This window comes from Streptomyces sp. NPDC107575 (assembly GCF_055657265.1).
Genome location: NZ_JBVKBG010000005.1, coordinates 899,037 through 922,540, shown reverse-complemented (window position 1 = coordinate 922,540; position 23,504 = coordinate 899,037). Strand labels below are relative to the sequence as shown.

Sequence of the window (23,504 nt, the reverse complement as noted above, 5' to 3'; positions counted from 1 at the left end):
GAAGCCCGCGGTCAAGGGGCGTTTGCGGCGCGGAGGGTCAGATGTTCGGCGCGGTCGTGACCTTGCCGGACGGCGCCTTCGCGCCGACGGGCGTGCCGAAGTCGGACCACGTGATGGTCTGGTTGCCGGTGCCGTCGGTGTACGGCGTCTCCTGCTGCACCAGGTAGGGCTTGCCCGTGGTCGCGACGCTGTACGTGGCCTTCTTGCCCGGAGCCGTGCCCGTGCCGACGACCGTGGCGACGGGCCGGCCCGCCACCTCGGCGGCGGAGCCCTTCGTCAGCTTGATGGAGGGCTTCTCCTGCGCGCCGAACTGCTCGCCGTGGCAGTAGCTCACGAGCACCTTCGTGAGGGAGGCGGTGGGCGAGCCGTGCATCCACTGGTCGGCCTTGATGGTGCCGGCGCCGTTCTTCTTGGCCCAGGTCGAGAAGGTGGCGTCGACCTTGCCCCAGACGTCGTTGCCCTTGCGGACGACCTCGAAGGAGCCCATGTCCTTGAGGTCGACCGTGCCGACGCACTCCGTCGCGGACAGGCGGAGGTCGGACGTGGCGTCCGAGCGGGACATGACCTCGTGGACCGAGCCCGCCGCGGCCTTCGTCTCCAGGCCCTTGGCGCGCAGTTCGGCGGCGCCGAGCTTGTCGACACCGTTCGGCTTGGCGTCGGCCTTGGCCGGCTTGTCGGCTGCGGTCGACGGCTTGCTGTCGCCGTCCGCGGCCTTGTCCGAACCGCTGTTGCAGGCCGTCAGCGACAGCAGGGCCGCGGCGCAGACGAGCGCGGTGGCGGCGCGGCGGGCGGACAGGACGTGCGTGTTGTTCATCAACTTCCCCGTGGTTCCCCGTGAATGGTCGGTTGCCGTGTGTGGCATGTCCCATTCAATCAGTGACGGGTGACGCCTCGTGACGGGGGGCCGACTCAACGTTGTGAACGGCGGCCTGGTAACGGGGCCGGACGAGGCCCGCCCGTCACGCCGATTCGAGGACCGGCCGCAGCTCGAGCGCCTCGGGGGTGGGGAAACTCCGGGCCAGCTCGACGGCCTCGGCGTGGTCGGCCACCTCCAGCAGGAACCAGCCGCCGAGGGTCTCCTCGCCGCCGTGCACGGGCCTCTCGGCCACCGTGACCGAACCGTCCGCCGCCGTACGCACGGTGACGGGGCCCCGGGTCTCGGTGTCGAGGGCGTCGCCGCCCACCAGCTTGCCCGCCGCGGCCAGTTCTCCGATCCACTTCTCGTACGCCGTGCGGTGGGCGTCGCGGTCGGCACGGATCCGGGCGCGGGACGCGTCGGTCTCGAAGATGACGAGGGCGTACTTCATGACGGATTCCTTCGTTCGGTGGGTACGGCGGAGTCGGTGGTTCAGGAGGCTGCGGCGGTCGGGGCGAGGCGGGCCAGCGCGCCCGTCTCCAGGGCGGTCCACAGCGCGCCGTCCGGGCCCACGGTGATGCCGTGCGGTTCGGAGGCCGGGGTGGGCAGGTCGTGGACGGCGACCGTGCCGTCGGAGGTGATCGAACCGACCCGGTTGGCGCCCCATTCGGTGAACCACGCGGTGCCGTCCGCGTCGGTGGTGACGGCGTGCGGCCGCGCCGAGCGGTCGGGCAGCGGGTACTCGGTGATCCGGCCGTCGGGCGTCCTGCACCCGATCTGACCGGCCGCGATCTCGGTGAACCAGACGCTGTGGTCGCGGGCCACGGTGACACCCACCGGCGCCGCCCCCTCGGTGGGCAGCTCGTGGACCGTGACGCGGCCGTCCATGGCGATGCGGCCGAGGGCGTTGGCCTGGTTCATCGTGAACCACATCGCGTCCTCGCCCGCGGCGAGCGCGGAGGGGAAGGCGCCGGTGCGCGGCAACGGGTACTCGGTGACCGACCCGTCGGTGGTGATGCGGCCGACGCGGTCGGCGGCGGTCTCGGTGAACCACAGCGCGCCGTCCGGTCCGGCGGCGATGCCGAAGGGGCCGCACTGCGCGGTGGGCAGCGGGAACTCGGTCACCTCGCCGGCGGTGGTGATCCGGCCGATCCGGTGCGTGCGGTACTGGGTGAACCACAGGGCGTCGTCCGGACCGGCACAGATGATGGTCGGGCCGCTGTCCGGGTCCAATTGGTGCAGCACCGGCTCCTGCCCCGGGACGAGCCGGCCGATCCGGCCGCTGTGCACCAAGGTGAACCACAGGGCCCCGTCCGGGCCGGTGGTGATCGCGTACGGGCCGCCGGCGGGGTCGGAGACCACGTGCTCCTGGACTGTCGGTGTCGTCGTCACTGCTGCTCCAGCCCCTCGGCCGCGGCGATACGGGCGATGTCCTGCGGTGAACCGGCCATGATGGTCCGCGCGTTGGCGGTCACCAGGTCGACGGGCCAGTCCCACCAGGCGGCGCGCAGGAGCTGTTCCACGGAACGGTCGTCGAAGCGCTGCCTGATCGCTCTCGCCGGGTTCCCGCCCACGATGGTGTACGGCGGCACGTCGGCGGTGACCAGCGCGCCCGCCGCGATCACGGCGCCGTCCCCGATCCGTACGCCAGGCATCACCGTGGCCCCGTATCCGAACCACACGTCGTTGCCGACCACCGTGTCACCGCGGCTCGGCATGCCGGTGACGATGTCGAGCGTGCGCTCGGCCCACTCGCCCCCGAACATGGTGAACGGGAAGGTGGACACCCCCATCGACGGATGGTCGGCGCCCGCCATCAGGAACGTCGTGCCCGTCGCGAGCGCGCAGTACTTGCCGATGACCAGGCGCTCAGGACCGTAGGCGTACAGCACATTGCGCCGTACGAAGTCGGTCGCGCCGTCGGGGTCGTCGTAGTAGGTGAAGTCACCCGCCTCTACATGGGTCCCGGCGACCAGGGGCTTGAGGAAGACGACCCGCTTGTGGGCGGGCACGGGGTGCAGGGTGGCCGGGTCGGGTGTGCGCGCGGCACTGTCGTCGGATGTCACGCGGGAATCTCTCCAGGGTGGTCTCTACGGGGCGGGGCAGGGGGCGCGGACGGCACCGCTCCCTGTTCCCACACAGCATGCGCAGCGAACCCGCGGGGAACAACAGCCGATCTTGCTAGGGTCGTTAACCCAGAGGTTCACGATCCGAGGCGTCCGGTGTCCTGCGGCGGGGCCACGAGGAGCGGGCGGGGCAAGGATGGAACTGCGGGACATCGAGATCTTTCTGACGCTCGCGGAGGAACTCCACTTCGGCCGCAGCGCCGAACGGCTGAACGTCTCCCCGGCCCGCGTCAGCCAGGCGATCAAGAAGCAGGAACGCCGCATCGGGGCCCAGCTTTTCGAGCGGACCAGTCGGCAGGTGTGCTTGACGCCCATCGGCGAGGAACTGCACCAGCGCCTGAAACCGGCCTACGACACCATCCAGACCGCCATCACCGAGGTGGCGGCCCTCGCCCGCCGGCCTCCCGCCACACTGACGCTGGGGATGATGGGTGCCCAGATGCACGAGATGCGTCCGGCTCTCGACCGCTTCCGGAAGCGCCACCCCGACGTCGAACTCCGGTTCAGGGAAGTGTTCTTCAGCGATCCGTTCGGAGCACTGCGTGCGGGTGAGGTCGAGGCGGTGGCCGCCTGGCTCCCGGTGCGCGAGCCGGACCTGACCGTCGGCGTGGTGCTGCGCGAGGAACCGCTGCGCCTGATGGTGGCCGCGGACCACCCGCTCGTCGGGCAGGAGTCGGTGAGCCTGGAAGTGCTCGGCGACCACCCGGTCCCGAGCCTGCAGGGACCGATCCCCGCCTACTGGACGAGCGCGGTCCTGCCGACCCGCACACCGAGCGGGCGTCCCGTCAGCCAGGGCCCGGCCGTCTCCACCTTCTACGAGGTCCTCGCGCTCGTCGCCGCGGGGGACGTGGTGTGCACCGTCCCGGACGAGGGGCGGCGCTATCACGCACAGTCCGACGTGGCCTTTCTTCCCCTCCGCGATGCGCCGCCCGTCCAATGGGGACTGATCTGGCGCACGGACCGCGCGACTCCACTGGTGCGGTCGCTCGCCGACGCGGCGGCGGAGTGCGGGGGAGTGGTACCGCAGTAACCGCGGTCCGTCCGCCGCGGGTTCACGCTCTTGATCGACTCTTGCGCGGCGCTTAGGCTCTCCTGTTCATGGGGACGGGGGAGCCCGATCGCGGGCGGCGTGCATGGTACGGCGGGCCGGTCGCGCGGCGCGTGGGCGCGGGTCTGCTGGTGGCCGCCGGACTGGCCGCGCTGGGCACGGCGTTCGTCCTGCTGCCCGGGGTGGTGGTCGGCCACGATCTCGCCGGAGCGAAGGTCGACGCGCAGGACCGGCTGAAGGCCGTCAACGATGTCCGTACGACACTGCTGCAGGTGGTGGGCGGCCTCGTCGTGCTCTTCGGCGCGTACGCCACCTGGCGCCAACTGCGGGTGAGCCAGGACGGGTTGCGTGCCACGCAGGAGGGCTACGTCACCGACCGGTTCAGCCGCGCCGTCGACCAACTCGGCAGCGACAAACTGGATGTGCGCATCGGCGGGCTGCACGCGCTGTGGCGGATCGCGGAGCAGTCCGACCGCGACCGGGAGGCCGTCATCTCCATCCAGGCCGCGTATCTGCGCACCCACCTGCCCTGGCCGCCCACCACCCCGGAGTCACCGGCGGCGGACGTGCCCATCAACGACATCGCACCCCTGGAGACGCGTGCCGCGGACGCCCAAGTGGCCCTGACCGGACTCGGTGTGCTGTGTCAGCGCCGGGAACAGTCCTGGGTCAACCTCAGCCTCACCGACCTGCGCCGGGCCGACTGCGACGGACTGTGGTTCCCCGAAGTCAACCTCGACCGCGCCTGCCTGGAGGCGGCGGGCCTGTACCGCGCCAACCTGACCCAGGCGTCCCTGGTCTCGGTCAACCTGCGGCACACCGACCTCACGACGGGGACCCTCCGCCGGGCCCGCTGCGTCATGGCCGACCTGAGGGCCGCGAAGCTGGTCCAAGTCGACCTGCGCGACGCCGACTTGACGGGGAGCGACCTGCGCGAGGCGAACCTGCGCAAGGCCGACGCCCGCGGCGCCGTCCTCCACCGCGCCGACCTGCGCCTGGCCGATCTGCGCGGCACCGACCTGAGCACGGCCGAGCTCGCCGACGCCCGCCTGACCGGCGCGCTGGCCAGCGAACACACCCGCTGGCCCGACGGCTTCGACCCCGCGGCGGCCGGAGTCGTCGACGGCGAGGACCCGGGCCCCGAGCCCTCGCCGCTGCTCCAGCCGCCGAGCATGACGCAGCAGGCACCGCCGCTGCGCACCGCTCCCTGACACGGGCCCTGGACGGCAGGTCCTACGGGACGGTCAGTCCTCGACCTTGCTGCGGCTCTGGTAAGCGAGGTCCTGGTAGTCGGGGTGCCGGGCCATCCAGCCGGAGATGAACGGGCACACGGCCAGCACCCGGAGCCCGTCCGTCCGGGCGGCGTCCAGGGCCGCGCGGGCCAACGCCGAACCGACACCCTGCCCGTTGTACTCCGGGTCGACCTCGGTGTGCGTGAAGACGACGAGCCCGCTCTCCTTGGTGCGCATGTACTCGGCGAATCCCGCGTGCTGCCCGTCGACCCGGGCCTCGTAGCGGTTGGTTTCGGGGGAGTCGGTGATCTCGATGGCCATCGGGGGCCCTCCGTGAAGTGGGTGACTTTTGCGTAGTTTGACGTAGTGGGGCGGATCAGGTCACTGGACGGCAGGGCTCGGCACGGCGGCCGCCTGGCGCACAGGGTGCTTGCTGAGGATGGAGACCCGGTTGAAGGCGTTGATGGTGATCGCGGCCCAGATGGCGGCCGAGATCTCCGCGTCGTCGAACACCTCCCGGGCCGCGGCATACGCCACATCCTGTGCGGTGGCGTCGTCCGGGTGCGTGACCGTCTCGGCCAGGCCGAGCGCCGCGCGCTCCCGGTCGGTGAACACGTCCGCGTCCCGCCACCCCGGCAGCACACCGAGGCGCAGCGGGGACTCGCCGGCGCGCAGGGCGGCACGGGTGTGGGTGTGGAGGCAGAAGGCGCACCCGTTGATCTGTGAGACGCGTACGTTGATCAACTCGAGCAGGGCCGGCTCCAGGCCGGCCGCGGCGGCCGTGGCGCGAACGGTCTCTGAGGCGTGACGGAAGGCCTGGTACGCGTCCGGGGACTGCTTGTCGATGAAGACGCGGCGCCGGTCCTGCGTGCCGGTGGTGGTCGCGGTGCTGCTGGTCATGGGTGAGCCCTCCCTCGTCCGTGGCCGCCGATGGGAGTGGCGGCCCACGCCAATATAGTTTACCGTTCAATCACCTTGCGACAGGGAAGATCGAAAAAGAGGGGGCGGGGCATCATGTCCGCACACGAGCAGGCACCGGCCGAGACGGGGCGTCCGACGGTGACGCCGCATCAGACCACCGCGGACGAGCGGCGGGTGGAGGTGCTCCCGGCCCGCGAGGTGCCGCTCGGCGGGCCGCGGGCGATGACCGTGCGACGCACGCTTCCCCAGCGGGAACGCAGCCTGATCGGCGCGTGGTGCTTCGTCGACCACTACGGACCCGACGAGGTCGCCGCCACCGGCGGGATGGACGTCGCACCGCACCCGCACATCGGCCTGCAGACGGCGAGTTGGCTGTTCGACGGGGAGATCGAGCACCGCGACAGCCTCGGCACCCACGCCATGGTGCGGCCCGGCGAACTGAACCTGATGACCGCCGGACGGGGCATCAGCCACTCCGAGGTGTCCACTCCGGGTACCACGGTGCTGCGCGGCATCCAGCTCTGGATCGCCCTCCCGGACGGCCATCGCGACGTCGCCCCGGCGTTCCGCCACCACGCGCCCGCCACCATCGCCCTGGACGGAGCCGAGGCCAGGATCTTCCTCGGCACACTGGCCGGAGACACCTCCCCGGTCTCCACGTACTCCCCGCTGCTCGGCGCGGAACTCGTCCTCGACCCGGGCGCACACCTCGCCCTCGCGGTGGACCCGGCCTTCGAGCACGGCGTCCTGGTCGACGAGGGGACCGTCCGGGTGGACGGCACGGCCGTTCCGGACGGACAACTGGGCTACCTGCCGCCGGGCGGGGACACGCTCACCCTCACCAACGACGGGAGCGGCCCGGCGCGGCTTCTGCTGCTCGGCGGCACACCCTTCGGCGAGGAGATCGTGATGTGGTGGAACTTCATCGGCCGCAGTCACGAGGACGTCGTCGCGGCGCGGGCGGAATGGGAGGCCGGGACGGAACGCTTCGGCACGGTCCCGGGCTACCCCGGGGCGCGCCTCCCGGCCCCCGAACTGCCCAACAGCCGCCTCAAGTCGCGCGGCAACCGCGGGCGGCACTGACCCGCCCAGGAACACACCGACACACCAACGCCGTTCACGTAGGACGCGCGCAAGACACCAGGAGACAAACGCCATGACATCTGCCCCCACTCCGGCCGTGGAACACCGCCCCGACGAGCAGCGCTACGTCATCACGGTCGACGGCGAACAGGCCGGCCTGACCGAGTACCGCGACCGCGACGACCAGCGGGTCTTCTTCCACACCGAGGTCGACGACCGTTTCGCCGGTCAGGGCCTCGCCTCGACCCTGGTGACGGAGGCGCTGGCGGACGTCCGCGCCGCCGGCAAGCGGGTGGTCCCGGTGTGCCCCTACTGGGCCAAGTACGTCAAGAAGCGCGAGCAGGAGACGTCCGACGTCGTGGACCCGGTGACCCCGGACATCCTGACCTGGCTGCGCGGCCGGATCGGCTGAACCGGGAGCCGTCTCCCTTCGGTCGAAGTCGGCGCGCCGCGCGAAGCCTTCGGCCGGGTCCGCCCGGCCGTGGGTACGCTCGGTCTGCCCAGACGTGAGAAGGGGACAGGCATGACCGCCGACGCCGCACACACCAAGACGGCTCCCGAGCCCGTCCGTGACACCACCGCCGACCACCTGCTCACGCCGGACAACTGCGCGGTGGTCTTCATCGACTACCAGGAGGGTCAGTACGCCACGATCGGCTCGGCGAGCCGCGAGGAGATCGACCTCGGGGCCGTCACCCTGGCCAAGCTGGCCCGCGCGTACGAGATCCCGACGGTGCTGTCCACGGTGGCCGTGGGCATGGGCGTGAACCGGTCGACGGTCCCGGAGATCACGGACGAACTCCCGGACGTTCCCGAGGTCGACCGCACTGGCGTCAACTCCTGGGAGGACGCCGACTTCCGGGCTGCGATCAAGGCGACCGGCCGCAAGAAGATCGTGATGGCCGGCCTGTGGACGGAGGTCTGCCTCGCCTTCCCCACACTGGACATGCTCCGCGAGGGCTTCGAGATCTACCCGGTCGTCGACGCGGTCGGCGGAGTCTCCCCGGTCACCCACGCCACGGCGATCGAACGCATGACACAGGCCGGCGCGCAGCCGATCACGTCCCTCGCCTTCGGGTGCGAACTGATGCGCAACTGGGCCCGCCCGGACGCGGACCTGTTCCGGTCGGTCATCAACGACTACTTCGAGCGCAAGCGTGCCATCGGCGACAAGACGGGGACCCTCTTCACGTAGCCGTCCGTACGGCGCGACGGCGGCCCATCGACCCCGCCCGGGTTGACGTATTCCCATATCGGCATACGATGAGTGGCATGGCACGAGCAGCGGCGACGTCGGACGTCTTCAACGCGATCGCCGAGCCGCAGCGGCGGGACATCCTCGCGCTGTTGCGGGCGGGGGAGCGGCCGGTGGGTGAGCTGGCCCAGGAGTTGGGGCTGAGCCAGCCGGGGGCGTCCAAGCATCTGCGGGTGCTCCGGGAAGTGGGTCTTGTGCGGGTCCGCGAGGCGGGCAAGCAGCGGCTGTACGGCCTGGATGCCGACGGGCTGCGGCCGGTCCACGAGTGGGTCGGCGGGTTCGAGCGGTTCTGGAGCGAGAGCTTCGACCGGCTGGATGCCTACGTGCAGGACCTCAAGCAGGCGCGGCAGGAGGAGTGACCGATGGCAAGGGCTGGGCAAGAGGCACAGGCGGAGTCGGTGGCTGATCGGGAAGTCGTGATCTCCCGAGGCATCGACGCTCCGCGGGAGCTGGTGTTCGAGGCATTCACCGAGGTACGGCATCTGTCGCGGTGGTGGGGGCCCGAAGGGTTCACCACCACCACGTCGTCCTTCGAGTTCCGGGAAGGCGGCGAGTGGGTCTTCGTCCTGCACGGGCCGGACGGGACCGACTATCCCGAGTGGATCCGCTGGGTACGGATCGCGCCGCCGGAGCGGATCGAGCTGCTGCACGGCGAGTACGCCGACGACCCGAACTCCTTCGAGACGGTCCTGACCTTCGAGGCCGACGGCGCGGCGACCCGGATCGAGATGCGCTCCGTGTTCCCCACCAAGGAACAGCGCGACGAGGCTGTCGAGAAGTACCACGCGGTCGAGGCCGGCCGGCAGACCCTCGGCAACCTCGCGGACTACGTCACCGAGCTCGTGCGGAACGGGGAGGAGGGCTGATGAGCGGCAAGGTGTTCTTCAGCGTCTCGATGTCGCTGGACGGGTTCATCGCACCCGCGTCCCTCGGGGAGTTGATGGGGCGGCAGTGGATGGAGCTGCAGCAGTGGATCTTCCCACAGCGGTTCTTCCGGGAGAACCTGAAGCTGGGCGAGGGCGGCGAGGAGGGGCGCGACAACGACATCGTGCGGGAGGCCTTCGAGCGCACCGGCGCGAGCGTCATGGGCAAGCGGATGTTCGACGCCGGTGAGCAGATGTGGCCCGAGGACCCGCCGTTCCACACACCGGTGTTCGTCGTGACGCACACCAAGCGCGACCCCTGGGAGCGGGCGGGCGGCACCACGTTCCACTTCGTCAACGACGGCATCGAGTCCGCGCTCGACCGGGCCCGCGACGCCGCCGGGGACCGCGACGTCCGCATCGCGGGCGGCGGCGAGACGATCCTGGAGTACGTGAACGCCGGCCTGGTCGACGAGTTCTCGATCGCGCTGTCACCGGTGCTGTTCGGCTCCGGAATCCGCCTGTTCGACGGCGTGGACGCGTCCAAGGTCGCGCTGGAACCCGTCCGTTCGGAGTCCTCGCCGCGGGTGACACACCTGACGTACGCCGTGCGCCGGAGGTAGCCGCGCCGCCCCGGAGTGTCACGCCGGGCGCGGGAAGTCCGCGGCACGGACCCGCGTACGGGGAATACGACGAGCGCGGCAGCGATTGCCCACAGCATGAAGGCCATCGTGTACAGCAGCAACGGCGACTCCGAGGTTCTCAAGGTCGAGGAGCGCCCCGTCCCCGACCCCGGACCCGGCGAGGTCCGCGTCGAAGTCCATGTCTCCGGCGTCAATCCCACCGACTGGAAGGTCCGGGCAGGGGTGTCCGGAAGCCTCGGGGACGGCGAGAGCCAGGTGCCCAACCAGGACGGCGCGGGCCGGATCGACGCGGTCGGCGAGGGCGTCGATCCCGCGCGGATCGGGGAGCGGGTGTGGCTGTACCTGTCCGCGGCCGGGCGCCCGGACGGCGGCACGGCCCAGGAGTACCTGACCATCCCGGCCGAGCGCGCCGTGCCGCTCCCGGAGGGCGCCGGCTACGACCTGGGCGCGGCGCTGGGCGTGCCGGCGCTCACCGCCCACCGGGCCCTCACCCTCGCCGCCGACGGGCCGGACCGGCTGGCGCACGGCGCGCTCGCCGGGTGGACCGTGCTGATCGCCGGGGGAGCGGGCGCGGTCGGCAACGCGGCGATCCAGCTCGCCCGTTGGGCCGGGGCGACGGCCATCACGACCGTCAGCTCCCCCGAGAAGGCCGACCTGGCGAAGGCCGCAGGCGCCCACCACATCGTCAACTACCGCACGCAGGACGCCGCCAAGGTCATCCAGGAGCTGGCGCCGGACGGCGTGGACCTCGTCGCCGAGGTCGCCCCGGCGGTCAACGCGGAGCTGGACCTCGCCGTCACCAGGAACAACGCGACGATCGCCTTCTACGCCAACAACGGCGGCGACGAACTGCGCCTGCCGCTGCGCGCCACCTTCGGCCGGAACCTGGACTGGCACGGCCTGTCCCTCTACACGGTCCCGGCCGAGTCGATGCGCAACGGCGTGGCCGCGGTCTCCGAGGCGGTCGCGGCAGGCGCGCTGCAGGCCGGCGCGGCGGCCGGACTGCCGCTGGTCCGCTTCCCGCTCGACGAGACCGCCCGGGCACACGAGGCCGTCGAGGGCGGCGCCGTGGGCAAGGTCCTCATCGACGTCGCGCGGTAGGTGTCACACGCCCCGCTCACGACGTGCTCGCAGCGCGCGGAGCGGGGCGAAGACGCCGGGGCCCGGGTGTCACTTCCCGCTGTAGACGGGGAACACGCTGTGCTCCCCGTAGTCCACGTGCCGCAGGCCGCGCAGGGCGTCCATGTCGTCGCCGGAGATCTCGAAGTCGACCTCGGCGTTGGAGCGCATGTGGTCGGGGTTCGCCGTCTTGGGCAGCGACACCGTGCCCAGCTGCAGGGTGTAGCGGATGCACAGCTGCGGGACGGACACACCGTACTTCTCGGCCATCGCCCGGACCTCGGCGTTCTCCAGGATCGCCCCGTGGGCGATCGGCGAGTACGCCTCGACGAGGATCTCCTTGTCCTCGCAGTAGTCCAGGAGCTCCGACGGGGTGTTGCCCGCGTGCACGAGCAGCTGGTTCACGTGCGGCACGACGCTCGCGCCCTGGAGGATGTTCTCCAGGTCCTGCTGCTGGAAGTTGGACACACCGATGGAGCGGATCCTGCCCGCCTGGTGTGCCTCTTCCAGCGCGCGCCAAGCCGCGCGGTTGCCCTCGGCGTACTCGCCGCCGCGGAAGTCGTCCCACGGCTGCGGGCTGTGGATGAGCATCAGATCGATGTACTCGAGGCCGAGCGTCTTGAGCGACTCGTCGATCGAGGCGACCGCCTCGTCGTAGTCCTTGATCTCGGCGGCGAGCTTCGTCGACACGAACAGCTGCTCGCGGGGTACCGCGGCGGTGCGCACGCCCTCGCCGACGCCGCGCTCGTTGCCGTAGGCCTGGGCGGTGTCGATGTTGCGGTAGCCGATCTCCACGGCCGCGCGGACCGCCTCGGCGGCCTTGTCGTCGTCGATGAACCAGGTGCCGAGCCCCAGCTTGGGGATCTCGACGCCGCCCGCCAGCGTGCAGGTCTCGTCCAGGATGCTCATGCGTTCGCTCCGTTCCTCGGCAGCTTGCCGTACACCTCGTCGGTGACGGGCTCGAGCCATTCGTTGCTCACGTCCTCACCGGGAGTGATGAGGGCGACGTGGGAGAACCACGAGTCGGCCTTCGCCCCGTGCCAGTGCTTCGTGCCCGCCGGGACGCGGACCACCGTGCCCGGTTCCATGCTGATGGGGTCCTCGCCCTCGGCCTGGTACCAGCCGCTGCCCGCCGTGCACAGCAGGATCTGGTCACCGCCGCCGCCCGTGCCATGGTGGATGTGCCAGTTGTTGCGGCAGCCCGGCTCGAAGGAGACATTGCTGACGGGAACGCTTCCCGCGGCGAGCGGGGCCAGGTAGCTCTGACCGGTGAAGTACTGGGCGTAGGCGTCGTTCCGCTCCCCGAGCGGGAAGATCTGGTCGAATCCGTTGACAGTCATTTTCTGGTGCGTTCTTTCTGTTGCAGCCCGTCCCGCCCGGCGTTCCCCGGCGGCCGTGCCCTCCACGCTAAGGCGCGGAGCCGCGATGAGGGAGGCACTGTCAGTACGCCCCTCAGCGGGGACACTCTCGCTTGGACCACTTGCAGTAGCACACGGTGGAGGCGTTCCCACGAAGGGAGCCCCGACACGGGTGTCGGCATGGGTTTCGACACCCGATTCGACACCGCATTCGACAACGTTGTCCGCGCCCTTGTCGCGCGCCCCTGATGTTTGTACGTTGCACCAGGCATCTCACAGGAAGCGCTTTCACCGCTTGCTCCCGGGAGGGGACATGACGCCTCGCACAGTCACGCCTTCACGCCGACGCAGATCCTTAAGAGCCAGGTCAGGGCCCCTCGCGACGGCCGCGGGTGCCGCCCTGCTCGCCGCCGCGCTCCTCACGCCGCCCGCGGGCGCGTCGGTGCCGGACGCCGGGGCCGCGGCCACCGCGTCGGGTGTCCGGGGGAGCCTGGTCGCGGGCTACGACTTCGAGCATCCGGACCCCGCGGACGCCGGGCGCGAACGCGACGTGGGGCCGTCCGGCACCACCCTGTCGCTCGTCAACGGCGGCGCGGCGATGCGCGTGCGCGACGACGCCGATCCGCGGCGCGGCCACGTCCTGCAGACCCGGCAGATCGCCCCGGACACCGCGGGCAACGACGACTGGAAGGCCGGTGTGTACGACCCGGACGGCGCGGCCTCGCTGCACGCCTTCAACGGGGCGCGCCAGGCCACCGTGATGGGCTGGTTCCGGACCACCGGGCAGAACCCGAGCCCGAATTCGGGTTCGGCCGACCCCGCCGACCGCTACAACGCCATCGGACTCTCGGGCCTCCTGACCGGCGACTCGAACGGGCACGACGTACGGGCCCTGCTCGAACTCATCGACGTCAAGGGCGAGTTGCGGCTCGTCGCCCTGGGGCGGCGCGTGGACGGATCCGCGTCCCAGACCTTCGCGGCGGACGGCGACTGGCGCACCCACCTGCCCGACGGGCAGTGGGTCCACCTGGCCGCGACCTTCGACTTCGACACGGGCGAGATGGCGCTGTACCGCAACGGGCGTGCCCTGCCCGGCAGTTACGTGCGCGACGACGACCCGTGGGCGCTCGCCGGGGAGCCGGAGCCCGACCTCGCGTCGCCGACCGACCCCCGCGGCATCAAGATCGGTGGGAGCTTCCCGCAGAACACCCGCGAGGCCAACCCCTGCAACTGCCGCATGGACGGCCTGCTGTTCACGGACCGCGCCGCCACCCCCGGCCAGATCATGGCCGAGTACCGCCGCACCGGCGGGCGCCCCGCGTCGTGATCCTCTCGTCCTCCCGCGCCGCCGCACGCGCCTTCCGCGCGTCCCACACGAAGGGATCCCTCTTGTCCCCATCGGCCCCGCACGTCCGGCCACGCAAGAGACCGCTCCTCGTCCAACTCCTCACCGGCGCCCTGCTCGCCGCGGCGCTCACCGCCGCGCCGGTGGCGGCGTCCGCGGCCGAAGCGCCCGTCGACGCCGCGTCCGCCGCCGTCACCGACCCCATCCCCGGCAAGCCGGTCACCTCCGGACTCGGCCTCGAAGTACAGGAGTTCGCGCAGCTCCCGAAGTCCGAGCCGCGCCCGGGACCGGTCGAGGACGACCGGCTCGTCCGGTACAACCGGATCAACTACCTGACCCCGTTCCCCGACGGCTCGAACCGCCTCGCCGTCGCGGACCAGAACGGCATGTTCTACTCCCTGAACAAGGACGGCTCGGGGCAGCGCCCCTACCTGGACCTGTACAAGGAGTTCTCCTCCGCCTACTACGCCAGCCGGGGCCTGGGCACCGGCTTCGGCTACGTCGCCTTCGACCCGGACTTCCGGCACAACGGCCGCTTCTACACCGTCCACACCGAGAAGCCCGAACTCACCGACGCCAAGCCGGACTTCGACCAGCCGAGCGGGAACGGCTTCCACGGCGTCGTCACCGAATGGACCGCCGACGACCCGAGCGCGCCCACCTTCTCCGGCACCCACCGCGAACTGCTCCGCATCGGCTTCAACGGCCAGGTGCACGGCATCCAGCAACTCGACTTCAACCCGAACTCCCGGCCCGGCGACGCGGACTACGGGCTGCTGTACATCACGGTCGGCGACGGCGGCAAGGGCAGTACCACCGGCGACCCGCAGAACCGCGCCCTCCCGCACGGAAAGCTCCTGCGCATCGACCCGCGCGGCCACGACAGCGCGAACGGCGAGTACGGCATCCCGCCCAACAACCCGTTCGTCGGCGAGTCCGGCACCCTCGGCGAGATCTACGCCATCGGCATGCGCGACCCGCACCGCTTCAGCTGGGACACCCGCGGCAGCCATCGCATGTTCCTCTCCCACGTCGGCGAGCACGCCATCGAGTCCGTGTACGAGGTGAAGGCCGGCGACAACTACGGCTGGAGCGAACGCGAGGGCGCCTTCGTCTTCGACAAGAAGGCCACCGACCCCTGCGCCAAGATCCTCCCGCTGCCCGCCGACGACGCGAAGTACGGCTACACGTATCCCGTCGCCGCCTACGACCACGACCCGCCGGCCGACTGGAACTGCAAGTCCGACGTCGGCGTCGGCATCTCAGGCGGCTATGTCTACCGGGGCCACGACCTGCACGGACTCCAGGGAAAGTACATCTTCGGTGACATCGTCGACGGCCGACTCCTCTACTCCGACGCCGCCGACATGCGCCGCGCGAAGCCCGGCACGCAGCAGCGCCTGGCGCAGCTGTACAGCCTGATGGTCTACGACGCGAAGTCCGGCAAGCGGGTCACCATGCAGCAACTCGCCGGTGACAAGCGCGTCGACCTGCGGTTCGGCCAGGACGCGGACGGCGAGCTGTACATCCTCTCCAAGGCCAACGGCAAGATCTGGAAGGTGACGGGCACGCGCACGTTCGCGAGCTGCGACACGAGCGGCACGACCCTCACCCATGTCATGTCCGCTGACAACTGGGCGCCCGTGACCCCCTCCAAGTGGCAGTTCAAGGAGGGCGAGGCGGTGATGACCGAGCCGGGCGTGGAGCGGCCCGGGCCCCGCCGCCCCTACGAGTACGCGGTGCTCAAGGCCGGCCCCGCCTACCGCAACGTCCGCATCGACGCCGAGGTCCGCATCGACACACCGACCGACATCGACAACCGGGACGTGATCGTCGTCTTCGGCCACGAGTCGGACACCCGCTTCGGCTACGCACATCTCTCCCAGGACAACACCATCTACCCGCACAACGGCGTCTTCACGGTGGACGACGCCGACCGCCTGCGGGTCGAGGACCAGTGGAACGGCACCACCGGCGCCCCACCCGCGATCAGCGACGCGGCCTGGCACCGGGTCACGGTGGTGCGCTGCGGGGACACCGGCGAGACGGCCGTCTACATGGACGGCTCACGGCACCCGCTGATGACCGCGGTGAGCGCCCGCCCCGGGGACGGCCGGATCGGCTTCGGCTCCTTCGACAACGCGGGGCGCATCCGCGGGGTGAAGGTCTCGGGCACCTCGTAAGGTGCTTGCGCGGCGGCCGGCGACAAGTGTGCGCCGGTCGCCGCGGTGTTGCGGGGGCGCGGGTCGCACGTCGCCCGGGAGTCACGGTGGGGATCAGGTCGCGGGCGAGGCGGGAGCGAGGCGGCCGTCGTTGCGCGCGGCGTCCGGCGTGAGTCCGGTCCAGCGGCGGAAGGCGCGGTAGAACGAGTTGGTGTCGTCGTAGGCCAGGAGGTAGGCGACCTGGGAGGTGGGCAGCGACCGGTCCGCGAGGTAGCGGCGGGCGAGCTTCTCCCTGGTGTCGCCGAGTACCGCCTGGTAACTGGTGCCCTCTGCCTGGAGCTGCCGCTGGAGGGTGCGCGGGCTGATCGTGAGCTGGGCGGCGATGGCGTTGATGGAGCTCTCGCCGGCGGGCAGCCGCTCGTGGAGCGCGGCGCGCACGCGGTCGGCCGCGGTCGCGGACGCCTCGATTTCGGACAGGCGACGGCGAAGCTCGGGCGCGAAGAAGTCCCACATGGACTCGTCCTCGGTGAGGAACGGCAGCGAGGCATCCGCAGCTCAGAAGGCGACGGTGTCGGCCGCGCCCTCGTGAACCTGCGTACCGAAATAGGAGGTCGTCGCGGCCGAGGGCTCCGGGACGCGGCGCATGGCGACCCGGGCCGCTCGCACCTCCCGGCGCGTGCCGATCCGCGCCAGCGCCACCCAGAACGCGAGCTCGGCCGCGACCAGCAGCGGGGGTGGCGTCGGCCCCTCGGGCCAGTGGAACGTGATCGTCAGGCCCGTCCGGTCGAAGGTGACCTCGAGCCGCGCCGGGCAGATGAGCGGCTTGAACGCGGCGATGCGCTCGGCCGCCGTACGCAGGTTCGCGCTGCACAAGGCCGCGAAGATCGGCGGGTTGAAGGCCTCGACGGACACAGCTCGCCCGATCCGCACCGCCAGGTCGGGATCCGCGGCCTCGGCGTCCAGCGCCTCCCAGAACCGGTAGTACTCCTCGGTCGGCATCGTGACCGCGCTCTGGGCGAACAGCCCGGCAGGGAGCCGGGCCCACCGCAGCACGCTGGTGACGGAGACCCCGAGGTCGTGCAGGAGCGCACGCGTCCCCGGATCCAGGGTGAACTGCTGTGATGCCATGCCTTGAGGTTAGATCCTCCTTGGGGGAGCGGAGGATGCCGTGCGCGCCAAACGACATGCAGAAGGCGCCATCCCGGAATGGCGCGAAAGGCAAGTGGTCGGGCGTCATCGGCTAGTTCCTCGGCGGGCTCGCCGGCCTAGCGTGGAAGCCACGAACCACCGCCCGGACCGGCCACGCTCTCTCCGGCCAGACGACGAGGAACCCCCATGACCACCTCCGCGCCCACACCCAGGACCGCCCTCGTGACCGGCGCCTCCTCCGGCATCGGCGAAGCGACCGCCCTCAAGCTGATCGGCCTCGGCTACACCGTCTACGGGGCGGCCCGCCGCACCAACCGCCTGCGGCAACTCGCCGAACACGGTGTGCGCCCGCTCGCGATGGATGTCACCGAAGACGAGTCCATGCGAAGCGGAGTCGACCGCATCGTCTCCGAGACCGGCCGCATCGACGTCCTGGTCAACAACGCCGGATACGGCTCGTACGGCGCGCTGGAGGACGTCTCGCAGGACGAAGCCCGCCGCCAGTTCGACGTCAACGTCTTCGGCGCGATCCGGCTGACCCAGATCGTCCTGCCGCACATGCGGGCCCGGCGCAGCGGAACGGTCGTCAACGTCACCTCGATGGGCGGGAAGATCCACACCCCGCTCGGCGGCTGGTACCACGGCACCAAGTTCGCCCTCGAAGCCCTCAGCGACTGCCTGCGCCTGGAGGTCAAGCCGTTCGGGATCGACGTCGTCGTCATCGAACCCGGCGGCATCCGCACCGAGTGGAGCGGCATCGCCGCCGACAACCTGGAGAAGTCCTCCGTCTCGGGTGCCTACGCCGACCAGGCCGAGGCCGTCGCCGCCTCCATGCGCTCCGAGGCCATGGTCAAGCGCATGTCTCCGCCGACCGTCATCGCCGACTCCGTCGGCAAGGCCGTCACCGCCCGCAGGCCCAGGACCCGCTACGCCACCGGCTTCGGCGCGCGCCCGCTGCTCGCCCTGCGGCGTATCCTGCCCGACCGCGCCTTCGACGCCATGATGGCACGGTCCGTAAGCCTCCCTCGCTGAATCCGCCCACTGCCCCCTCACCCCCGGGAGAACTCGTGCGCGTCATCGTCTTCGGAGCCTCCGGAATGGTCGGGCACGGCGCCCTGCACGCCAGTCTGCGTGACGATACGGTCACCGAGGTCCTCGCCGTCGTCCGCTCTCCCCTGAACGTGACCCACCCCAAGCTGCGGCAGATCGTCCACGCCGACTTCACCGACTACGCCGCGATCCAGGATCAACTCGCCGACCTGGACGCCTGCTTCTACTGCCTCGGAGTCTCCGCCGTCGGTCGTACCGAGGCCGAGTACACCCGGATCACCTACGACTACGCGCTTGCGGCCGCGAACGCTGTGACGGCGGCTTGCCCGAACCTGACGTTCGTGTACGTCTCCGGCGAGGGCACCGACGCCACCGGCAAGAGCCGTCAGATGTGGGCCCGCGTCAAGGGGCGTACGGAGAACGGCATCCGGGCACTGCCCATGACCGCCTACATGTTCCGCCCCGGCTTCATCCAGCCGGTCGACGGCGCGGTCTCCCGCACCCCGCTCTACCGCGTCCTGTACCGGGCCACGGCCGTCATCCACCCGCTCCTCAGGCGTCTGTTCCCCCGGTACATCACCACCACGGACCTCGTCGGCCGCGCCATGCTCGCCGCCACCCGCCCGGACAACAACGCCCCCACCGTCCTGCGCACCCCGGACATCAACCGCCTTGCCACAGCAACGAAGGGGCCCACGGAGCAGAACGCATGATGGACGTATCCGTCCAGGGGGCCGGCGTCGCGCTCCGGTTTCGCAGCCACGAGTCCTCTGCCTGAATGGCAAGCCAAGGACTTCAACGCCTTCGAGTTCCACCTGCGGTTCAACTCGGTTGCGGAACTGCGTGTCTCGGGGTGGTCCGCTCCGGCGGCGAAGTCCGTGCTGGTGTCGTCCGGTGCCGACGGAGGAGTGAGGTTCTCCGCGCGCGGGCCCGGGTCACTTCTCGAGTTCACGGCCGGGCAGGTCGAGGTGACCTGCACACGTGCCTACCTGGCCTCCGCGGCTCCGTGAGCACATGCGGTGCCCGCTACCGGGCGGCTCCCGCCGTCACCCCCACAACCCCAACGCGAACTCCGCCGCGACGGTCGACAGGACGAAGGAGGCGATGATCGCTGTCGTGCCCACGGGGATGATGCGCCAGCCGATCTTGCGCAGCATCGGGAGGTCCTTGCCGAGGCTCAGGCCCGCGATGGTCAGGAGCGTCGTGATGACCGTGAGGATGTCGACGCTCTCGCCGACCTCGGTCAGCCGGTCCGCGACCGGGGACATCGGTGAGGTGAGCAGCGCGCCGAGCGTGATCACCACGACGACCGCGGGCAGCCGGCCGCGCGTGACCCGGGCCGCGCCCAGGCCCGCCAGGACGAGCGCGGCGAGGACCGCGTAGCAGGCGAGCATCGACCAGGAGAAGCGGTGCGCCGCGACCGTCGCGACCAGGAGTCCGATTCCGGCGACGATGGCCGTCGTGGTCCAGAGCGGGACGTGGGTCGTGGCCGGGGCGGGTGTGGAGACTGCCGACGCCGACTGCTCGCGGTGCGGGGCGGTCTCCCGGTTTCCCGTGAGCAGGCGGTAGCAGCGGTCGGCCAGTGGCAGGGACACCCATACGCCGATGTAGAGGCCGAGGACGCTGGTGATCAGGTTCGACGTGGACGCCAACGCGAGGGCCTGGTCGGAGAGTTCGGGGTGCGCCGCGACGATCGAGGCGGCGCCCGCGGCCATCATCGACGACGAGCCGATGCCCGCGCCCATGGCCAGCGCACGCGGGTCGAAGATCCCGAGGGAGGCGGCCAGCGAGGCCACCAGGCTGACGACGAGCGCGCCGAAGATCGTGCCGTACACGTACATCGACAGCACACCGCGGTACTGCGGGGAGTCGGAGCCGTAGCGCTCGCTGACCATCGCGAAGGACGTCTCGCGGTCGATGGAGAAGGTGGCGCCGATGGTCGCGGGGCCCATCCGAAGCAGCACCGCGAGGGGGAGGGCGACCAGGATCGTGCCGAACAGGTGCCCCACCTCCTGGAGGAGCAGCGCGGGCCCGGCGTCCAGGAGCATCGGCATGCTGGGGCCGATGGTGAACGCCAGCCGGGCGCCGAGCACGAGGACCGCGATGCCCATGACGATGTTGGCGGCCTGTTGCAGGTCGACGGGCAGCGGCCTGATCCGCTGGCCGGAGGTGACGGCGCCGGCGAGCAGGCCCCAGATCATCGGCAGGAGAGTGACCGCCGCGGCGCCGATCGGGACGACGATCGGGCCGATCGCCTGGGCGGCCGCCGCGAACACCGCGGCGAGCGCGATCAGGATCCACAGGCGGGCGTCGCGCAGGGTGAGTCTGACGGCGGGCGTGTCATCGCCGCGTGCGGTGCTCACGCTGGTGGCGTCCGCGGCGGTGCTGGAGTTGGTGCTCATTCGTTGTCTCCTGGCTGGGAGGCGCACGGTTGCGACGAGGAGGGGATCGGGTGCGGTGCGGAGAGCGCCGGTCTCACGCCTCGAAGGCGATCCGCGTCGCCCCGGCCGGGCGCTCGGCGGTGCGGCGGCGGAACTCGGCGCGCAACACGTCGTCGAGTGCGACGTCGAGCGCGGTCCAGGCGAGCGCCACGGCCCCGTCGACGACCGCGTCGTCGGCCGCGGGGGTGGCGGCCGCGGCGGCGAAGTCCGGGTTGTGCGGCACGCTGTCCTCGCCGAGGAACGCGATCATGGGGTGGATGCTGGGGACGACCTGGGACACGTTGCCCATGTCGGTGGAGCCCCCACCGGCCGCCGTGGCGCCCTCGATGGTCCGGCCTCGGGCGGTCAGGTTGTCGTCCCACAGGGCGCAGAGGGTGTAGTCGGGTGACATGGGGGCGTACGGGTGCTCCGTCGGCGCCCACTCCCAGGTGCACCCCATCGAGATGGCGGATCCCTCGAAGCAGGCGAGGACGCGCTTCTTCATGTCGCGCCAGTCGTCCAGCTCGTAGGCGCGGATCTCGACCTGGACGGTGGCACGGTCCGGGATGATGTTCGTGGCCTCGCCGCCCAGGGACACGAACGCGTTGAGGTTGGTGTCACGCGGCAGGTGCTGGCGCAGCAGGCCGATCGCGGTGAGGGACAGGGTCGCGGCGGCGCCGGCGTTGATGCCCTGCTGCGGGGCGGCCGCGGCGTGCGCGGTGCGGCCGCTGAAGGTCACCTCGAAGCGATCGACGGCGGTGGACCGGAACGCGTCCGCCGGCCGGTCGCCGCCGGTCATGCCGTGGACCATCATCGACACGTCCACGTCCTCCCACGCGCCCGCGACGAGCATGGGGACCTTGCCGCCGCCGTGCTCCTCCGCCGGCGTGCCGAGCAGCTTGATCCGAAGCCCCGCCTCGTCGGCCACCGGAGCCAGCGCGAGCGCGGCGCCGACGCCCGCCGCGGCGATCACGTTGTGGCCGCAGGCGTGCCCGATCCCCGGCAGGGCGTCGTACTCCGCGCAGATCGCCACGGTGAGGTCCCCGGTCCCGTACACGGCCTCGATGGCCGTCTCCACCCCGTACGCCCCCACCTCGACGGCGAAGCCCGCGTCCTCGAGGACCCGTGCCACGCGCGCGGCCGACCGGTGCTCCTGCCAGGACAGCTCGGGGTCGGCGTGCAGCGCGTGGCTCAGCTCCAGGAGCTGCGAGCGGCGACGGGCCACCTCGGCCTCGGCGCGGCCCTTCGCGTCCGTCGTCGCGAGGCGTTCGGGAGTACGGGGGGAGGTCGTGTTCGTCAACGTCGGTCCTTCGCGCTCGGCATTCTGGTGGCGTGCAGTGTGAGCCGTACGACGAGGTCGACCGGGCAAAGTGCAGATAAACTGCGGAAGTGAGCACTCAGGCACAGGAAAATATGCTCGCGCCCACCGATGAGCGCCTCATCCATGCTCTGCAGATCGAACCGCGCGCCAGCTGGACGGAGCTCGCGCCGGTGGTGGGGGTGGACGCGGCGACGCTGGGCCGCAGGTGGAGCAGGCTGCGCGACGACGGCATCGCCTGGGTCACCGGCTTCCGCCCGCGCCGGCAGCTCGCCCTGATCGAGATCGAGTGCGAGCCCGCCCAGATCGAGGCGACCGCGCGCCAACTCGCGCGCGATCCCGCCGTGTGGGTCCTCGACTGCTGCTCGGGCGCACGGGACCTGCTCGCCATCGTCTCCTTCGACGACCTCGCCACGCTCTCGGACTACGCGCTGCGGGGCCTGGGAGAGATGAAGGGACTGCGCAGTGTCCGCACCCACCCCGTCAACGAGGTCCTCGTCGACGCGGCCAACTGGCGCCTGCGCGCACTTACTTCAGAAGAAGCCGCACGGGTGCGACCGCCCCGCGGACCGCGCGCCCGCGCGGCACGCCTGGTGGCCGACGACCTCAGGGAGGCCATCGAGGCCGAGGTCTGGCGCGACGGGCGTGTCCCGGTCACGGACATCGCCGAGAAGCACGGATTCTCGCCCCAGCGGGTCGCGGACGCCCTGGCGACCCTGCGACGCAACGGCGATCTGCACTTCCGCACCGACCTCGCCCGCGAGGTGTCCGGCTGGCCCGTCTACACCTGGTACTTCGTCGAGGCGTCCGCCCGCACCATCGAGACGGTCCGCGCCTCACTCGCGACCGTGCCCGAGGTCCGCCTCGCCTTCACCTCGCCGAGCCGCTACAACCTCATCCTCGCGGTATGGCTGCGCAAGCTCGCCGACGTCAACCGCTTCGAGATGGCCCTCGGCTCGGCCCTCCCCGACTCCCGCATCGCCGACCGGTCGGTGGTACTGAGCATCAGGAAACACATGGCGCAGATCATCGGACCCGATACGCGGTCGTTGGGGCACGCCGAACGATGAACACAACGAACGAGAGCCCGCCCGACGACGTGCACAGCAGGGCCTGCGCCCTGATACGCCCTGTCGGCCCAGCACTTGACGTCGTCAGCGGCGAGAGCGGCGGGTATGCCGTGGAGACCGACAGGTGCTGCAGAGAGCGGCTGGACAGGTCGATACCGGACGGGCAGACAAGCATGCGGAAGCTCCCGACAGACTGGTGATCTTGGTTGAAAACCCACCTACCAGGGCTTCCTCCTGTTGTCGGCCCAACGGCGTACTGCTGATGCAGGTTGAGAAGGCTCAATGTCAGTGCCGTGCTGTTCACTTGGCCACGTGGACGCCTCAGCTCTGCGCGCCCGTCTGAACGACGCCTGGCGCGCGCCCGAATTGCACTGCCCGCTGCCCATTCATGGGGCAGGGCATGTCTGCGTGCCCAGTGACGCGGAGGATCTGGCCGAGCTGGAGCGCGTCGCTGCAGACGTGGTTGACGGGGCGGGCCGGCCGGT

At 71.0% G+C, this 23,504-nt stretch carries 27 protein-coding genes; 15 read left to right on the top strand and 12 right to left on the bottom strand.

Translation table 11 applies throughout. The features are described from left to right. Window positions 1-37 precede the first annotated feature (37 nt). The 4 genes from ACZ7L4_RS28975 to ACZ7L4_RS28960 all read right to left on the bottom strand — a co-directional run bounded on the left by ACZ7L4_RS28975 (window position 38) and on the right by ACZ7L4_RS28960 (window position 2,922). On the bottom strand, window positions 38-814 hold the full coding sequence (locus tag ACZ7L4_RS28975) for a hypothetical protein (protein WP_472107146.1): 777 nt from the start codon (window positions 812-814) through the stop codon (window positions 38-40). A gap of 145 nt (window positions 815-959) precedes the next feature. After that, a complete protein-coding gene (locus ACZ7L4_RS28970; RefSeq protein ID WP_472107145.1) occupies window positions 960-1,307 on the bottom strand; it encodes a YciI family protein in 348 nt (115 codons plus the stop codon). 41 nt (window positions 1,308-1,348) lie between these two features. Continuing rightward, a complete protein-coding gene (locus ACZ7L4_RS28965; protein WP_472107143.1) occupies window positions 1,349-2,248 on the bottom strand; it encodes a Vgb family protein in 900 nt (299 codons plus the stop codon). Then, window positions 2,245-2,922 carry a CatB-related O-acetyltransferase gene (locus ACZ7L4_RS28960; RefSeq protein ID WP_472107141.1) on the bottom strand — a complete coding sequence of 226 codons (678 nt, stop codon included), beginning with the start codon at window positions 2,920-2,922 and terminating at the stop codon, window positions 2,245-2,247. Before ACZ7L4_RS28960 ends, ACZ7L4_RS28965 begins: the two co-directional genes overlap by 4 nt. A gap of 196 nt (window positions 2,923-3,118) precedes the next feature. On the opposite strand from ACZ7L4_RS28960, the gene ACZ7L4_RS28955 reads away from it, so the two are divergent. Together ACZ7L4_RS28955 and ACZ7L4_RS28950 are read left to right on the top strand one after the other, a co-directional pair. After that, window positions 3,119-4,012, top strand: a complete 894-nt coding sequence (locus ACZ7L4_RS28955) for a LysR family transcriptional regulator (RefSeq protein WP_472107139.1) — start codon at window positions 3,119-3,121, stop codon at window positions 4,010-4,012. 68 nt (window positions 4,013-4,080) lie between these two features. Beyond that, the gene (locus tag ACZ7L4_RS28950) at window positions 4,081-5,241 is read left to right on the top strand and encodes a pentapeptide repeat-containing protein (protein WP_472107138.1); all 1,161 of its coding nucleotides are present in this window, start codon (window positions 4,081-4,083) and stop codon (window positions 5,239-5,241) included. A 33-nt stretch (window positions 5,242-5,274) separates the two neighbouring features. Here ACZ7L4_RS28950 and ACZ7L4_RS28945 read toward each other — a convergent pair whose 3' ends face one another. Next, window positions 5,275-5,583, bottom strand: a complete 309-nt coding sequence (locus ACZ7L4_RS28945; RefSeq protein ID WP_472107136.1) for a GNAT family N-acetyltransferase — start codon at window positions 5,581-5,583, stop codon at window positions 5,275-5,277. Window positions 5,584-5,643: 60 nt separating this feature from the next. Beyond that, window positions 5,644-6,162 carry a carboxymuconolactone decarboxylase family protein gene (locus ACZ7L4_RS28940; protein ID WP_472107135.1) on the bottom strand — a complete coding sequence of 173 codons (519 nt, stop codon included), beginning with the start codon at window positions 6,160-6,162 and terminating at the stop codon, window positions 5,644-5,646. A 114-nt stretch (window positions 6,163-6,276) separates the two neighbouring features. On the opposite strand from ACZ7L4_RS28940, the gene ACZ7L4_RS28935 reads away from it, so the two are divergent. From ACZ7L4_RS28935 to ACZ7L4_RS28905, 7 genes are all read left to right on the top strand, one after another. Continuing rightward, a complete protein-coding gene (locus tag ACZ7L4_RS28935) occupies window positions 6,277-7,266 on the top strand; it encodes a pirin family protein (RefSeq protein ID WP_472107134.1) in 990 nt (329 codons plus the stop codon). 73 nt (window positions 7,267-7,339) lie between these two features. Beyond that, a complete protein-coding gene (locus ACZ7L4_RS28930; RefSeq protein ID WP_472107133.1) occupies window positions 7,340-7,678 on the top strand; it encodes a GNAT family N-acetyltransferase in 339 nt (112 codons plus the stop codon). 111 nt (window positions 7,679-7,789) lie between these two features. Next, window positions 7,790-8,461, top strand: a complete 672-nt coding sequence (locus ACZ7L4_RS28925; RefSeq protein WP_472107131.1) for a hydrolase — start codon at window positions 7,790-7,792, stop codon at window positions 8,459-8,461. A 77-nt stretch (window positions 8,462-8,538) separates the two neighbouring features. Then, on the top strand, window positions 8,539-8,880 hold the full coding sequence (locus tag ACZ7L4_RS28920; RefSeq protein WP_472107130.1) for an ArsR/SmtB family transcription factor: 342 nt from the start codon (window positions 8,539-8,541) through the stop codon (window positions 8,878-8,880). Between the two features lie 3 nt (window positions 8,881-8,883). After that, entirely contained in the window at window positions 8,884-9,387 is a 504-nt protein-coding gene (locus ACZ7L4_RS28915; protein ID WP_472107128.1) for an SRPBCC family protein, read from the top strand. Continuing rightward, window positions 9,387-10,007, top strand: coding sequence for a dihydrofolate reductase family protein (locus ACZ7L4_RS28910; protein ID WP_472107126.1), 621 nt, complete (start codon window positions 9,387-9,389; stop codon window positions 10,005-10,007). Before ACZ7L4_RS28915 ends, ACZ7L4_RS28910 begins: the two co-directional genes overlap by 1 nt. A gap of 96 nt (window positions 10,008-10,103) precedes the next feature. Next, a complete protein-coding gene (locus ACZ7L4_RS28905; protein WP_472107124.1) occupies window positions 10,104-11,129 on the top strand; it encodes an NADPH:quinone reductase in 1,026 nt (341 codons plus the stop codon). Window positions 11,130-11,198: 69 nt separating this feature from the next. Here the strand turns inward: ACZ7L4_RS28905 and ACZ7L4_RS28900 are convergent, their stop codons facing one another. Continuing rightward, a complete protein-coding gene (locus ACZ7L4_RS28900) occupies window positions 11,199-12,056 on the bottom strand; it encodes an aldo/keto reductase (protein ID WP_472107122.1) in 858 nt (285 codons plus the stop codon). Then, window positions 12,053-12,487 (bottom strand): cupin domain-containing protein, encoded by a 435-nt coding sequence (locus ACZ7L4_RS28895; protein ID WP_472107121.1) that lies wholly within the window; start codon window positions 12,485-12,487, stop codon window positions 12,053-12,055. Before ACZ7L4_RS28895 ends, ACZ7L4_RS28900 begins: the two co-directional genes overlap by 4 nt. A 460-nt stretch (window positions 12,488-12,947) precedes the next feature. Between ACZ7L4_RS28895 and ACZ7L4_RS28890 the strand changes: the two genes are divergently transcribed. Both ACZ7L4_RS28890 and ACZ7L4_RS28885 read left to right on the top strand, forming a co-directional pair. After that, window positions 12,948-13,832, top strand: a complete 885-nt coding sequence (locus ACZ7L4_RS28890; RefSeq protein WP_472107119.1) for a LamG-like jellyroll fold domain-containing protein — start codon at window positions 12,948-12,950, stop codon at window positions 13,830-13,832. Between the two features lie 62 nt (window positions 13,833-13,894). Then, window positions 13,895-16,033 carry a PQQ-dependent sugar dehydrogenase gene (locus tag ACZ7L4_RS28885; RefSeq protein ID WP_472107117.1) on the top strand — a complete coding sequence of 713 codons (2,139 nt, stop codon included), beginning with the start codon at window positions 13,895-13,897 and terminating at the stop codon, window positions 16,031-16,033. Between the two features lie 93 nt (window positions 16,034-16,126). Here the strand turns inward: ACZ7L4_RS28885 and ACZ7L4_RS28880 are convergent, their stop codons facing one another. Both ACZ7L4_RS28880 and ACZ7L4_RS28875 read right to left on the bottom strand, forming a co-directional pair. Then, window positions 16,127-16,525, bottom strand: coding sequence for a helix-turn-helix transcriptional regulator (locus tag ACZ7L4_RS28880; RefSeq protein WP_472107115.1), 399 nt, complete (start codon window positions 16,523-16,525; stop codon window positions 16,127-16,129). 42 nt (window positions 16,526-16,567) lie between these two features. Next, a complete protein-coding gene (locus ACZ7L4_RS28875) occupies window positions 16,568-17,140 on the bottom strand; it encodes an AraC family transcriptional regulator ligand-binding domain-containing protein (RefSeq protein ID WP_472107113.1) in 573 nt (190 codons plus the stop codon). Between the two features lie 207 nt (window positions 17,141-17,347). Between ACZ7L4_RS28875 and ACZ7L4_RS28870 the strand changes: the two genes are divergently transcribed. The 3 genes from ACZ7L4_RS28870 to ACZ7L4_RS28860 are packed head-to-tail and all read left to right on the top strand — an operon-like array spanning window position 17,348 to window position 19,221. Next, a complete protein-coding gene (locus ACZ7L4_RS28870; protein ID WP_472107111.1) occupies window positions 17,348-18,193 on the top strand; it encodes an oxidoreductase in 846 nt (281 codons plus the stop codon). Between the two features lie 35 nt (window positions 18,194-18,228). Then, window positions 18,229-18,924, top strand: coding sequence for an NAD(P)H-binding protein (locus tag ACZ7L4_RS28865; protein WP_472107109.1), 696 nt, complete (start codon window positions 18,229-18,231; stop codon window positions 18,922-18,924). 57 nt (window positions 18,925-18,981) lie between these two features. Next, the gene (locus ACZ7L4_RS28860; protein ID WP_472107385.1) at window positions 18,982-19,221 is read left to right on the top strand and encodes an Imm50 family immunity protein; all 240 of its coding nucleotides are present in this window, start codon (window positions 18,982-18,984) and stop codon (window positions 19,219-19,221) included. 36 nt (window positions 19,222-19,257) lie between these two features. Here the strand turns inward: ACZ7L4_RS28860 and ACZ7L4_RS28855 are convergent, their stop codons facing one another. Next, window positions 19,258-20,613, bottom strand: coding sequence for a DUF3100 domain-containing protein (locus tag ACZ7L4_RS28855; protein ID WP_472107107.1), 1,356 nt, complete (start codon window positions 20,611-20,613; stop codon window positions 19,258-19,260). Between the two features lie 73 nt (window positions 20,614-20,686). Further along, the gene (locus tag ACZ7L4_RS28850; RefSeq protein ID WP_472107105.1) at window positions 20,687-21,931 is read right to left on the bottom strand and encodes an amidohydrolase; all 1,245 of its coding nucleotides are present in this window, start codon (window positions 21,929-21,931) and stop codon (window positions 20,687-20,689) included. An 89-nt stretch (window positions 21,932-22,020) separates the two neighbouring features. Here ACZ7L4_RS28850 and ACZ7L4_RS28845 point away from each other — a divergent pair, with 89 nt between their 5' ends. Next, a complete protein-coding gene (locus tag ACZ7L4_RS28845; RefSeq protein ID WP_472107103.1) occupies window positions 22,021-23,019 on the top strand; it encodes an Lrp/AsnC family transcriptional regulator in 999 nt (332 codons plus the stop codon). Window positions 23,020-23,504: the final 485 nt, after the last annotated feature.

Bases quoted from the DNA above. Each gene is read 5' to 3' on its own strand.
- ACZ7L4_RS28975 (WP_472107146.1), bottom strand. From the start codon at position 814: ATGAACAACACGCACGTCCTGTCCGCCCGCCGCGCCGCCACCGCGCTC.
- ACZ7L4_RS28970 (WP_472107145.1), bottom strand. From the start codon at position 1,307: ATGAAGTACGCCCTCGTCATCTTCGAGACCGACGCGTCCCGCGCCCGG.
- ACZ7L4_RS28955 (WP_472107139.1), top strand. From the start codon at position 3,119: ATGGAACTGCGGGACATCGAGATCTTTCTGACGCTCGCGGAGGAACTC.
- ACZ7L4_RS28950 (WP_472107138.1), top strand. From the start codon at position 4,081: ATGGGGACGGGGGAGCCCGATCGCGGGCGGCGTGCATGGTACGGCGGG.
- ACZ7L4_RS28945 (WP_472107136.1), bottom strand. From the start codon at position 5,583: ATGGCCATCGAGATCACCGACTCCCCCGAAACCAACCGCTACGAGGCC.
- ACZ7L4_RS28940 (WP_472107135.1), bottom strand. From the start codon at position 6,162: ATGACCAGCAGCACCGCGACCACCACCGGCACGCAGGACCGGCGCCGC.
- ACZ7L4_RS28935 (WP_472107134.1), top strand. From the start codon at position 6,277: ATGTCCGCACACGAGCAGGCACCGGCCGAGACGGGGCGTCCGACGGTG.
- ACZ7L4_RS28930 (WP_472107133.1), top strand. From the start codon at position 7,340: ATGACATCTGCCCCCACTCCGGCCGTGGAACACCGCCCCGACGAGCAG.
- ACZ7L4_RS28925 (WP_472107131.1), top strand. From the start codon at position 7,790: ATGACCGCCGACGCCGCACACACCAAGACGGCTCCCGAGCCCGTCCGT.
- ACZ7L4_RS28920 (WP_472107130.1), top strand. From the start codon at position 8,539: ATGGCACGAGCAGCGGCGACGTCGGACGTCTTCAACGCGATCGCCGAG.
- ACZ7L4_RS28915 (WP_472107128.1), top strand. From the start codon at position 8,884: ATGGCAAGGGCTGGGCAAGAGGCACAGGCGGAGTCGGTGGCTGATCGG.
- ACZ7L4_RS28910 (WP_472107126.1), top strand. From the start codon at position 9,387: ATGAGCGGCAAGGTGTTCTTCAGCGTCTCGATGTCGCTGGACGGGTTC.
- ACZ7L4_RS28905 (WP_472107124.1), top strand. From the start codon at position 10,104: ATGAAGGCCATCGTGTACAGCAGCAACGGCGACTCCGAGGTTCTCAAG.
- ACZ7L4_RS28900 (WP_472107122.1), bottom strand. From the start codon at position 12,056: ATGAGCATCCTGGACGAGACCTGCACGCTGGCGGGCGGCGTCGAGATC.
- ACZ7L4_RS28895 (WP_472107121.1), bottom strand. From the start codon at position 12,487: ATGACTGTCAACGGATTCGACCAGATCTTCCCGCTCGGGGAGCGGAAC.
- ACZ7L4_RS28880 (WP_472107115.1), bottom strand. From the start codon at position 16,525: ATGTGGGACTTCTTCGCGCCCGAGCTTCGCCGTCGCCTGTCCGAAATC.
- ACZ7L4_RS28875 (WP_472107113.1), bottom strand. From the start codon at position 17,140: ATGGCATCACAGCAGTTCACCCTGGATCCGGGGACGCGTGCGCTCCTG.
- ACZ7L4_RS28870 (WP_472107111.1), top strand. From the start codon at position 17,348: ATGACCACCTCCGCGCCCACACCCAGGACCGCCCTCGTGACCGGCGCC.
- ACZ7L4_RS28855 (WP_472107107.1), bottom strand. From the start codon at position 20,613: ATGAGCACCAACTCCAGCACCGCCGCGGACGCCACCAGCGTGAGCACC.